This is a genomic window from Brotomerdimonas butyrica (genome assembly GCF_025567305.1).
GTDB classification, from domain to species: domain Bacteria; phylum Bacillota; class Clostridia; order Peptostreptococcales; family Anaerovoracaceae; genus Lentihominibacter; species Lentihominibacter butyricus.
The window spans coordinates 146,065-158,936 of sequence record NZ_JAOQJP010000005.1 but is presented as its reverse complement, the minus strand read 5'-3'; the positions used below and the strand labels follow the sequence as shown (position 1 = coordinate 158,936).

General features: G+C 41.8%; 9 protein-coding genes. 3 read left to right on the top strand and 6 right to left on the bottom strand.

The annotated features are described in order from the left end of the window. Window positions 1-134: 134 nt before the first annotated feature. The 3 genes from OCV59_RS05255 to OCV59_RS05245 form a co-directional block, all read right to left on the bottom strand. A complete protein-coding gene (locus OCV59_RS05255; RefSeq protein WP_147593443.1) occupies window positions 135-1,364 on the bottom strand; it encodes a saccharopine dehydrogenase family protein in 1,230 nt (409 codons plus the stop codon). Between the two features lie 223 nt (window positions 1,365-1,587). Beyond that, the gene (locus OCV59_RS05250; RefSeq protein ID WP_147593442.1) at window positions 1,588-3,273 is read right to left on the bottom strand and encodes an amidohydrolase; all 1,686 of its coding nucleotides are present in this window, start codon (window positions 3,271-3,273) and stop codon (window positions 1,588-1,590) included. A 24-nt stretch (window positions 3,274-3,297) separates the two neighbouring features. Beyond that, window positions 3,298-4,935 carry an APC family permease gene (locus tag OCV59_RS05245; RefSeq protein WP_147593441.1) on the bottom strand — a complete coding sequence of 546 codons (1,638 nt, stop codon included), beginning with the start codon at window positions 4,933-4,935 and terminating at the stop codon, window positions 3,298-3,300. Between the two features lie 167 nt (window positions 4,936-5,102). Here OCV59_RS05245 and OCV59_RS05240 point away from each other — a divergent pair, with 167 nt between their 5' ends. Further along, window positions 5,103-6,050 (top strand): AraC family transcriptional regulator, encoded by a 948-nt coding sequence (locus tag OCV59_RS05240; RefSeq protein WP_147593440.1) that lies wholly within the window; start codon window positions 5,103-5,105, stop codon window positions 6,048-6,050. Window positions 6,051-6,232: 182 nt separating this feature from the next. Next, window positions 6,233-6,433, top strand: a complete 201-nt coding sequence (locus OCV59_RS05235; protein ID WP_147593439.1) for a hypothetical protein — start codon at window positions 6,233-6,235, stop codon at window positions 6,431-6,433. A 1-nt stretch (window position 6,434) separates the two neighbouring features. Here OCV59_RS05235 and OCV59_RS05230 read toward each other — a convergent pair whose 3' ends face one another. After that, a complete protein-coding gene (locus OCV59_RS05230; protein ID WP_147593438.1) occupies window positions 6,435-7,679 on the bottom strand; it encodes an IS256 family transposase in 1,245 nt (414 codons plus the stop codon). Window positions 7,680-8,165: 486 nt separating this feature from the next. Between OCV59_RS05230 and OCV59_RS05225 the strand changes: the two genes are divergently transcribed. Next, window positions 8,166-9,131 (top strand): helix-turn-helix domain-containing protein, encoded by a 966-nt coding sequence (locus OCV59_RS05225; protein ID WP_147593437.1) that lies wholly within the window; start codon window positions 8,166-8,168, stop codon window positions 9,129-9,131. Here the strand turns inward: OCV59_RS05225 and OCV59_RS05220 are convergent. Both OCV59_RS05220 and OCV59_RS05215 read right to left on the bottom strand, forming a co-directional pair. Further along, window positions 9,121-10,770 (bottom strand): APC family permease, encoded by a 1,650-nt coding sequence (locus tag OCV59_RS05220; RefSeq protein WP_262584127.1) that lies wholly within the window; start codon window positions 10,768-10,770, stop codon window positions 9,121-9,123. The two genes, OCV59_RS05225 and OCV59_RS05220, sit on opposite strands and share 11 nt — an antisense overlap. A 58-nt stretch (window positions 10,771-10,828) precedes the next feature. Continuing rightward, window positions 10,829-12,574 carry an amidohydrolase gene (locus OCV59_RS05215; RefSeq protein ID WP_147593435.1) on the bottom strand — a complete coding sequence of 582 codons (1,746 nt, stop codon included), beginning with the start codon at window positions 12,572-12,574 and terminating at the stop codon, window positions 10,829-10,831. Between the last annotated feature and the right edge of the window lie 298 nt (window positions 12,575-12,872).

Here is a 12,872-nt window from a genome sequence, read left to right as displayed (position 1 = left end):
CCCCATGGCCCGGCTGGCTTCTCTTGCAATAAATCCTGGATACAGTATTCTATACCGTAAGGAGCAAATTTGCTCATACTTATGTTAGTTAGCTACCATAGGATTTTTATTTACAGACATTTTTGGACACGCCCTTACAGAGAGAGCGGCTTAACCTCTGTTTCGAGAGTGATATCAAGCTCTGCCGCATATGCAATGTACTTATCGCATTCATCGTATGTCAGCATATCCGATGATATCAGTCCTGTCTGAGTGTAATCGTCGTTTACGAACATCTTCGTAAAGAGCGATCCGCACTGTCCTGTCAGGTACTGTTCGCCTGTAATTCCTGCTCTCTCAAAGGACTCTACGCATCCCGGCGCATAAAGGTATGTTTCTACCATGACATTCTTTCCGTCCTTGGTTCCCGTTGCCTCTACTACGAAGGCTCCTTCGTCCTTTACAAGTCCTTCATCAAGTATCTCCTTTATCTCATTGTGATACTTAGGTGCAGGCGGTAAGTGGCTTACGATTACATCAAATGGGATGAATGTATGTCCCTTGTATGTCTCTTCTTCTCTTTTGAGAAGTCCTGCTCTGTAAAGCGGTGTTGAAAATTCGATTCCCACTCCGCCGTACTTGAAGTTTATGTTCTTTGCTCCCTTAAAGTGTGTATCCTTGTTAAGTCCCATGTATACCGTCTCGTCATGAGCATGCTCTACAAGGGTTACAGGCTTTTCACAGCCCTTGAAGTGTCTCGTTACAGGCAGTGAATGTGGCTCTGTTTCAACCAAAACTCCGTCCTTCAGTGCAAAGGTAGGGTCTGTCATATCCGATAATGCTGTAAACGGCGACCACCAGAACGGTAAGAATCTCTTGGCTTCTACGCCTTCGTATACCATCATCAGAATATCGTCGCATGTATCAAGATATCTCATGCTGCTCTTTGTAGCTACGCACATCATTCCCGGAGCTGAGCCTGTTCCGATAATTGCCATCTTGCCGATTTCCTTAAATTTCTTTCCGTATTCGTCATACATAATCTGTACGCAGGTAGGCCACCACTCGTCAAGCACGTCGGTTGCAGCAAAGTCCTGATAGTTTGCCTTTACAGCAAGAGCCGCATCAAGAACCTTAGGTGCAAATCTGATAGGCAGAGCGTTTACGATAAGGTCTACGCCCTCGGCAGCCTTGATGATGCTGTCAACATCGTTGGCGTCAACATATGCACCTTCCGCCTTCTTTAAAATCTTAACAAGCTCGTCTACTGCCTTATGATCCGCATCGGCACAGATGATTTTTTCAACGTTTGCTTCTTCATCCATTCTCTGAGCTACCGTTGAGCCCTGTGCTCCTGTTCCAAGTACAAGAATTTTCTTTCCCATAATTACTTTCACTCCTTTTCTGCTTCATAAATAGGTCTTTATTATTCAATATAATTAGATTTTTTATCTATTAAACAGCTATTTCTTTTCAAAAAAACAGCTATTTACATAACAATCGACTATAATTCCCGGCAAATCAGAGAGCATTAAGCCTTTTCTCTGATTTGCCATATACCGTTACAGCATATATTTTACATTCCGTCTGCTTTTGTTTAGACGGTATTTATCTGATGAATTTACCGTCAAACATAACTGCTTCCGGCTTTATTGTATGTATGTCCGTCTTTGGTATAGTAAGGATATCCTTATCCAATACTACAAGGTTTGCCATCTTGCCTTTTTCTATGGTCCCCAGCTTATCCTCAAGGCGAAGAGGTATTGCACCGTATCTCGTATAACCTCTTATCATTTCCTCAACGGAAAGCTTTGCGCTCTCCGGCTGCCTTACACTTCCCGGATACTGCTCGGGATCCAGCGGGTCTTCAAGATCTACTCTTGTAGCCGATATTTCCATACCGAAGTAAGGGTTTCCTCGATGCTCCTCATTCATTCCTATAACATCACTGCTGTATGTTACGACAGCTCCCGTTTCTATGAATTTAGTCATGTCGTACATAGTGTTCCAGCGTTCTTTACCCAGATATTCTATGGCCGCTTCACCGAAATATCCACCTGCCCAGTGAGTTGACCAGTTGATAATGATGCCCAGCTTCGCAGGTCTTACCATATCATCAGGATGAACAAGCTCACAGTGAGCAAGCTCCATATATATCTTCCACGGCTCATTGACTGCCGCCGCCTGCTCTTTTGCACGCTCATAGGCATTGCATGCTGTTCTGAAGCCACGGTCGCATACTACATGTATATGCAGATCTATTCCTTCCCTGTTGAGTCTTAAAAGTACCTTTGTCAGTTCTTCTTCACCCATGTTAAGCTCACCGTAATTCTGACCCGTCGGATCGTTTCTGTGAGGCTCCAGCGAAGCTCCGGTACCCATCTCGTTGGTTTGATCCAGGAAAAATTTCATGGTATGTATTCTTACATGATCGCTTGTATAGTTTTCCTGCCATTTTCTGATTTCGGCTATACATTCGTCAAGCTTGTCGAATTCATCCAGCATACAGGTTCCTTCGTAATACATATTGAGCTTTCCCGCCTTGTCCAGCTCATAGAAAAGCTTCATTGCCTCTTCGCCTTCGGTTATGCCGTCCATCAAGGCTATCACTCCGTAATCATTGAGAAAATCCAGAAACGGCATAATGGTTTCTTCGGTCACCTCTGTAGGAGGATGCCAGCCAATCTTATCAAACATAACCTCCTCAGCTCCATCTGTCGGAATCGGCTCCAAAACCCAGCCCGTCGGTTCATTGTTTTCATCACGCTGATAAAACGGAGCAATACCCTTTTCAGGAGTATCCGCCGTTATCCCCATAAGCTCCAGCGCCTTGGAATTATACCAGCAGGCATGATCCGTAAAATCCTGAAGTCTAACAGGTCTGTCGCTTACATACTCGTCTATCCATTCCTTTCTGGGACCCTTTTCATCAAACATAGTCGATGGATAGCACTCCCCGAAGAAATACGGAACCTCGCTGACAGGATGCTTATCGCAGTAGTCCTTTACGAATTCCAGCAGTTCCTCCTTCGTCTCAAACTCCGGCATCTGAACACGCCAGCGGCTCTTGGCAATGGTTTCGGGGTGAGTATGACCGTCGATGAGACCGGGCAGGATAAGCCTGCCCTCCATGTCTTTCATCTCAGTTACATCGTCTTTATAGGTCTCACATTCCTGCAGTGTTCCCACACATAGGAATTTTCCGTCTCCTACCGCCACAGCCTCGGCATATGTCTTTTCTTCATTGCTAATGTAAAAGCGTCCGTTATATAATATGTATTTTGCTTTTTCCATGATGGTCTCCTTTTAATATATCATTTATTTTGTCGAATCCGTCTTTTTGCCTATTATCATAAGTATGGCTCCTGCTGCTGTACCTATAATGCCTCCGATTACGCTTACCTTTATCATAAGCCAGAAATTGCTCATAAGTCCCGAACCGTACATTTCAAGATAGTATTCAGGTCCCCATGATCCTTCATACCATGTCAGGAATGCACTTCCCACCAGAGCATAAATTCCGAATGCCAGCAGAAAAGCGCCAAATCTCTGCAAATCTCCCTTTGCCAATCTTGTCTTAGGGTTTATCGGATATTTTTCCGGATCTATCTTATACATACCGCCGTACATCAGCTTGAATATGATGTAGAATACTACGGCTGAACCGATGGATACGAAGCCTAAAAGGAAGTATTCCGTACCGTTTACAAGAAGTCCGATAATGGCTATCATCATAGGAGCCAGCGCATATACCTTTATTTTGAAATCGCTACCCTTGATATACCAGCAGTTTCTTTCTTCTACAGGATGCGTTTTTCTGATTTTCAGCAATGCAATACCCAGTATTACATATACCATAAGCGCCAAAGGTCCTACGATAACCAGCAGTACAGAGAAGTCAAACTGCATCATTGCTATGGTCATTACTGCAAGAAGCAGTATGGAAAGCACAGGAACTCCTCTTTTCTTGCTGACTTTTGCGAGGAATTTAGGGCAAAGATTGTCATCCGCCATAACGAAGAATCCTCTCGAGCCTGCGGCAATATATGAGTTGAAGATAGCTGCCTGTGATGCAACTGCAACTATAAGGAACGCAACTCCCCAGCCATATCCTAAGCACTGAGTGAGAACATCGCCGTATCCCAGACCTTCCGTTCCCCAGTCCTGCCAGGTTCCTACGGAAACAAGACCTGCGATAGTCGGAAGTATGTAGGTTATGGCTATAAGTGGCATGGCTATTCTAAAGCCCTTTGGAATTACCTCAGGATTCTCTATCTCTCCCGCCATATTGGATACGCATTCATATCCGCAGTACATCCAGATAACCACGCATATACTGCCTCCAAGACAATCAAGTACCGACATTCCTTCCGGTGTGAATGGTTTAACAGGGCTGTATTCCCAGTTGGCAAATCCCACTACAGTTACCAGTCCAAAGGCTACAAGTATAAGAATAGATAGTATGGTGTTTACAGCGCTTACTTCTTTAAGACCCATCAGGTTTATGATAATAAATACGCATACGATTGCAAGCTTAAATAAAAATGCTATCCACTCGTCCTGAAGTATAGGTATAAAATCAGAAGCGTAGTCTGTTATAAGTACAACATACACTGCCGTTGACAGGTATATGGACAGTGTTCCCCACCAGCCCATACAAAAGCCCCAGAATTCTCCCAGAGCAGCCTTTACCCACACATAGATACCGCCTTCATCCGGCATGATGGCGCTAAGCTCGGATACTACCTGACTTATTGGATGCGCCCAAATAATGGCGAATATTACCAGCATAGCGATGGTGAGTCCGGGGCCGCTGGTGGATATAATATCCTCGATACCGAAAGCTCCCGCCGCAACCAGACAGAATAACATAAATGCGATCTGTATAGGTCTCATTTTGTGTTTTTTAAGTCCGGCAACTCCACTTTGTCTCAAATCGGAATTTTGATTTTCCATAAGATACCTCCTTAAAAGTAATTGAATTAGTTCGATAAATAAAAATTTTCAATTTTCTTCTTTAATTATCATTTAAGAAAAGGCTTAAAGCTATAGTCAATTTTTTGTATTATTCTTTTATTTTGATAATATTTGACTATAAATGTCCTTTGATTTAAAATATTGTTATGGATATTAAGGATATAGAAATCAAATACGACAACTCACCGATACATATAGAACTATGCAGCGTACGTCATATGAATCCGCATTTTCACGAAAAGTCTCTTGAATTTGTGTACTGTCTCAAAGGTAAAGTATCACTGTTTACCAACTTTCAAAAATTCACTATTGAAGAAAATCAGATATGCTCCATAGATTCAAGGGATATACACTGCCTTCATTCGGATGAAGATAATCTTATACTTTTTTGCCATATAAATCTTTCAAATGTCAGCAAACCCTTTGACTTTTTACAATATGTATTTTTTGCCTGTGAAAGCTTCAACAGCTATCCCTATCAGCAGTCTTCCCTGAAATGGCTTGAACGTACCCTTCTCTCCTTTGCCTATGTGAAATACGGCGATGATGTGGGTTTTTATCCGGATTACGGCAAGACCGCAGATGAAATAATTGCAGTTATGATGCGATATTTTAATTATTATACCTACTTTAACAGCGACGGATACTTTAACGATGTTATGTATGAGCGTTTTCAGCGTATGCTGGCCTACTGTCATAAAAATTTCCACAAGAAGATAAACATATCACAGATTGCAAAAAGAGAAAACATAAGTAAAAACTATGCTTCCCAATTCCTACGAAAAACCAATGTCAAGAGCTTCAGCAGCATACTCAAGTTCATCCGCTTATACGAAACCGAGCATCTGATGCTTACCGACGATATTTCCATAGCCGAAGCCTCCTACGCCTGCGGCTTTTCAGACCCTAAATACTTTTACCCGGCTTTCAAAGAATGGTACGGACGCACGCCAAAGGAGCATCGCAACTGGTACCGAGATTTCATGAAGCAGGAAACGGATATGTACTATCCTAATCGGCAGGAATGCTTTGAATTTCTTGAAAAATATATTACCGAATGGTTTTTGAGGGATACGGTGATTTCTCAAAAATAGCAGTCACTTAGCAAATGAAAAAATCGGGGCTTTTCCAAAAAAACAGGTAATATCATACAGCTCTTTGGAATATGCATATAAAGAGATCGGTAAAGCAACATTAATTCCAAATAATGACGTGTCCCCCAAAAAGTAGAGTTTGTTAAAACATGGTATAATGTAAACAGATAGGAGGACACACAATGTCAAAAAAGAAATACAGCAGAGAACTTCGAATGAAGGTTGCCAAGGAAGCGGCAAAACCGGAATCAAAAGGCATGGAACACATCAAACATAAGTATGAGCAAATTTGCTCCTTACGGTATAGAATACTGTATCCAGGATTTATTGCAAGAGAAGCCAGCCGGGCCATGGGGAGCCCGGCACAGGCTTCTCTTTCTTAATCTAATCCGGCATCCGATCGCCGTACATGATGCAAAATTCACCGTACACAGTTCCCCGGTTTCTGAGGGGCTGAGACCATCTTCTGGTAACCTGCATTGTAGACAAGTACAGCGTCTTCATCAGGGCTGTAGGGCTTGGAAATACGCTTCTCTGGCGGTTCAGCTTCTTGTAGGTGCTGTTGACACTTTCGATGGCGTTCGTGGTGTAAATCACCTTCCGGACCTCCATGGAGAACTTGAAAATCGGGCAAACGGCATCCCGGTTATCGTACCAGCGGTTCATTGAATGCGGGTATTTTGCACTCCTCTTTTCAGAAACTGCATCTAAATTCGTTCGTGCCTTCTCCTCCGTCGGGGCCAGGTAGATGGACTTTAGGTCTGTAGCAAAGGCCTTCATATCCTTGTAAGACACGTGTTTCAGCGTATTTCGAACCATGTGAACGATACATCTCTGGTACTCGGTCTTTGGAAAAGCAGTAGAATTTGCCTCTTTAATTCCCGTTAACCCGTCGGCACAAATCACCATAATATCCTGCACGTCTCGATTCTTTAACTCGTTTAGAACCCCAAGCCAATATTTCGCACTTTCATTCTCCCCAATGCTAAGACTAATGATGTCCTTTTCTCCATCGCAGTTAATTCCAAGCATTACATAGGCTGCAAGCTTTCGAACAATTCCATTATCCCGCACTGAGAAATGTACGGCATCGATGAAAACAATTGGGTAGACGCTATCAAGCGGACGGGTTTGCCAATCCTCAATCTCGGTAAGGATTTTATCCGTCACATTCGAAATAAAGCTCTCACTGCATTCAAATCCGTAGATATCTTCAATCTGATCCGAAATCTGTCTTGTCGTAAGTCCTCGGGCATACATACCGATAATAATATCATCAATAGAGGATATATCCTTCTGCCGATTCTTAACTACCTGAGGCTCAAAGGTTCCATTGCGATCCTTTGGAACATCAACCGACATCTCACCGTATTTACTGCGAACCTTCTTGGTTTTCGTTCCGTTACGGTAATTATCGGAATCAAAGCGCTCGGATTTCTCATAACCCAGATGTTCTGACATCTCCGCTTCCATCATGGACTTAATGGTGCCTCCCGGCAAATCCCGAAGGGCATCCTGAATGTCCTCGGCTGTTTCAATATCATATTCGTCAATCAGAGCCGATATGATATTCTTCTTTCCTTCTGTCAGTGGCTTTACGTGATAAACTTCTTTCTTCTTCCGTGCCATAATAAAACCTCCTATGGTACTTAACTAATACTACCATAAGAGGTTCGCTTTTACAGATTTTTTCTCACACGCTCTTTATAGCCGATATCCCATGAATTTATATTCCCAGATTAAGCCGTCTTTTGAAAGTTTATCATGATTTTGTTTATGATTTTATACAATCAATCCGGTACACTTTCTACGTTATTCCTGCAAAAAAAAAACGTACGATAAAATGTGAAATATTATAGTCTTTGCAGCATAAAAGCCTTATAATATAAGGAGATTTTAACAATATACATGAATATCCGATAACAGAACATATAATAAAGAGTTCAGAGCGGAATCGTAGAAGTATACGACTCACGAAAGTATTTCTCACAATCAGCTATTATTCAGTATCTGTCGCTAGATAAGTCCAATTTAATTCAACTAATTATCTCAACGATGGCATCGTTCTGAGCCTGACATATATGGCAATTAACAAAATGTCCAAAGGAGGCCTCCATGCATATAAATAACGAAATACCGGAATACATATCTGAAACACCGATGTCCATAACACTTATATCAGTTAATCGATATGCTCCTCATTATCACGAAAATGCTCTTGAATTTGTTTACTGCCTTTCCGGCAGCGTGGATTTCACCATATCCCATGAAAAAATGCATCTTAACAAAGGCGAACTCGTTCTCATCGAACATAAGAATTTTCATTCCATTTCCTCATCTGAGGATAACATATTACTGATCATACATATAAATATAAATAACTGTGGACACGATTCCGATATCATACAATATATGTACTTTTCATGCGCCACGGAACTGTGCAAGCCATATCAAACTGTCAGATTCCATGATATACGCAACATCCTGCTAATTCTGTCCTATCTTTACACATCGAAACATGAACACGATACACATATTTACACGAACACTGCCTATAGACTTGTCAATATACTGGTGGAATATTTTACGTGGTTTGCCATAGAAGACTTCGTATCCGAAGAAAACAAAGCATTCAAAGAGCGCCTCACTCGCATATTGGCCTACATGCAGAAGCATTTCAAAGATAAAATAACTCTGTCTCTGATATCCCATAACGAATATATAAACGAGAATTATTTATCTCAATTCATAAAGCGCACACCATTCCATTCATTTACCTATATGATAAATTACATCCGCTGCTTTGAAGCCGAAAAACTCCTACTTACAACCGATATGTCAATACAGGATATTTCCGACTCCTGCGGATTCTCATCAAAAAAATACTTTCATAAATATTTTAAATTTTTCTGGGGAACAACGCCGTTACAGCACAGGAAATTATGCTTAAAAAAAGCAGAGCTCCTTAACGAAATTTACATATTATCTTCCGCCGAAGCTCTGCCTTTAATAGAACATGAGATATGTGAAAACCTTGTAAAGGACTATCTCTCTGATAACTTTTGCTATGTTACTCTATAACCGGATCTTTCTTCTTTCCAATCAGATAAAGTATCCCTCCAACTGCCAACATCACAGCACCTCCTATCTTAGAGACGTTCACCATAAGTGTAAAGTCACTCATAAAACCCGTACCATACATCGCCTCATAGTATGCAGGACCCCAGTCGCCTTCATACCAGCTAAGGAAGAAGCCTCCAGCACATAGCAATATACCGAACAGCATAAGAAATGTACCTATGCGAACCGTATCGCCTTTTGCAAGTCTCGTCTTATTATTGAGAGGATACTTTTCAGGATCCACTTTCGCCATTCCGCCATATATGAGCTTGAATATCACGTAAAATACAACTCCGGATATTATCGATATGAATCCTATCAGGAAGTATTCGGTCCCGTTAACGAACAATGCGAGGATACCGACCAGTATAGGGCAAATCACAATATATGCCTCAATAGCTTTACCGCCTTTGGCATAATACACATCGCCTCTACTCTCCACTGGGTACTTTTTTCTCATCTTTATAAACACGAACGACAGTACGACATAGCATATCAGTCCCAGTGGTGCTATGATGGTCAGCAGCATTGAAAAATCTAGATTCATCAGTAGCATCGTTATCGCCGCCAGTATAAGAATAGGCCAGTACGGTATCTTTCTGTTTTTTGAAAGCTTAGTCATAAAGTGAGGACACAGCCTATCATCGCCCAGTACAAAAAAGCTCCTCGATCCCGCCGTTATATATGAGTTAAATATAGCGCATTGCGCTATAATGGCACATATGAGGAAGATAATCCCCCATCCCTGCCCCAGGTTAACGGTAAGAACACTGGCATAATCATACCCTCCTTTTCCAGTATCTATTCCCCACATCTGCCAGTTTCCTACCGATGCCAGTCCTGCCAGCGTAGGAAGTATATAACTGAGAGCGATTATCGGTATAATCACCTTGAATGCTTTAGGTATCACTTTGGGATTTTCTATCTCGCCGGCCATATTGGATACGACAGCATACCCACAGTACATCCATATACCTATGCATATACCTGTACCTACGCTATCCAGTATACCCGCCCCTTCTGGTATGAACGGCGTTACCGGATTGTAGTTCCAATTGGCAACCCCCACTACCGTTATCATAGCAAATGCCGCAAGAATGACAATTGAGAATATTGTACTGATTATGCCTACCTCTTTTATCCCTAAAAGGTTAACTATAGTAAATATCAGCACCATTCCTACCTTGACGCACATAGCAGCTGTAGGACTGAGTGATATGAATTTCTCTACATATCCGACTACCAAAACCACATACGAAGCCATGCCGAGATATACCGACAGAGATCCCCACCATCCCATACAGAATCCCCAGCATTCTCCGAAAGCTTCCTTAGTCCACACATACATGCCACTTTCTTCAGGCATGAATGCCGACAGCTCCGATACTGCCAGACAAATCGGTATCACCCATACAATCGGCAACGCCGCCAGTATCAGAATAGTCATTCCCGGTCCGCATGCTGGTATCATTGCTTCTATACCGAAAGCACCTGCCGCAGTCATACAGTAAATTATAAAAGCGACTGCCCACATGCTCATTCTTTTCTTTTGCAATCCTGCTACGCCCTGTGCAGGACTGTTGGTAATGTTTTGACTCATTACAACTTCTCCTTTCATTTTTTCTTTAATTATTGCGTTATATCAATTTATAATATGATCACATTGAATACACTTTTCTTCCCTTGAATACCGTCGCTTTAACTTTAATATCATAAATCTCTTCTACCGAACACTGTTCTATGTCACGATCCAGCACTATGAGCTCCGCCGATTTTCCCGGTTCTATACTGCCTGTCACATCTTCTAAAAACATCTGATATGCCCCGCTCCATGAACTGCCTTTTACTGCTTCCTTAAGCGATACACACTCTTTTGCTGGATTATCTTCCGGCCCCAATACAGTATCCTTATACGTGCCGTACTCAGTTTTGTCTCCCTCAAAAACACTCCTTGTTATCGCACATTGCATCCCATGAAAAGGATTGGGCGGCGGAGTAACAGGAAAATCAGTACCATAAGCTACTATACATCCGGCATCTATCAGACTCTTATTAGGATAACATTCGAGAGCCTTCCTCTTTCCAAACATCATCTGATAAAAATCGTTGGTATCGGAATCGTATATCATCCATCTAGGCTGACAACTGGCTATGATCCCGTTTTGACCCATTCTCACTTTATCTTCCTCATTTATGAGCATAACATGCGCAATCACATTCCTGTTTTTCTTTCCCGTCTGCTCCTGTCCATACACTATGCTGTCTACTGCCTGTCTCACGGCTCTGTCTCCCATAGCATGAATATGTATCTGTAGCCCTGTTTCCATAGCTGCGGCCACTGCTCTTTTCGCTGTGATATCATCGTAGAACTCAGTACCTCTATATCTTTCAGGCAATCCATGTTCTTTCAGATAACCTTCTTCATAAGGCTCTAACGTCATAAATTCGCCTTCCATGAATATCTTTATCGTATTTATCACGAATATGTCATCGACGTCATATTGACCGATTTTCTTCTTTATAACATCCAGTTCGTCCAGATTGGAACAATCGGCGAAGTGATATACTCCCCTGACTCTCATATTCATTTTGCCTTCCTCAGCCAATTCCTTATACGCAAGCGTAGCGTTTTCCGTATGCAGACAGTCGTTTATCAGCGTCAGCCCCAACGGCATCGCTATTTCATCCTGATATCTGAGTATAGATCGTTTATACTGTTCGACTGAATAATCGTGCCCCGGAAGGTTGTTCTCTATCAGAGCCTTCCCCTCCATCTCAAAGAACAAACCTGCCGGATAGCCGTCTGCTTCCCTCGTAAACCTTCCTAAATCCGGATCAGAAGTGTCTTTCGAAAGACCTGCCATTTCTATCGCTTTCGTATTTACCCACAACGCATGTTGACAATAGGATTCCATTATCACCGGTCTATCGCTGCACACTTTATCAAGATCATGACGTGTAGGCCAACCAATATCACTGCACGCTCCGGAAAAAAATGCTCTGTTCCACCCCGTTCCTCTTATAACTCCGATATCATCATGCTCCAAAACATATTCTCGCATTTTTTCCAAATATCTGTCGATAACTTCATACACCGTATCATGTGCTGAACCCGTTATATCAAACAACTGGCATGACTCGAATACTCCGGCTGACCAATTCGGATGACAGTGCGCGTCACACAATCCGGGCAATATGCTATTACCACAACAATCAATGATCTCGGTATCCGAATCTATATAATTTTTTGCCTCGTTATCACTACATATTGCTTTTATCAGACCGCCTTCGACGATCACTGCTTCACCTCTCACTACTTTGTTATTTTCTGTAGGTGAATACACTCTACCGTTTATCAGTACCATATCCGCTTTAATATTTCCGCATTTTCCGTTTTTCTGCATACTCCACTCCTTGTAATTTCAGACTATTCCGATACCTTTATTGCGTATATCATAAATTCTATTGCATGAAAATTAAATACCTCTTTTATAGTAAAAAAACATTAAAATTCACAATAATTCATCTACTTTCCAAACCATTTTTCATTGTTATCAAATCCGAGCGGCTTTTAATTACATATCTGTCACACATAATCGTTTTCACCATTCACAAAAACCGACTTTTACAATATCTTCGCCAAATTTTAATAAGAACTCATTTTTTGGTACCAAACTTGTGTGTTATACGTTCACAGCTACT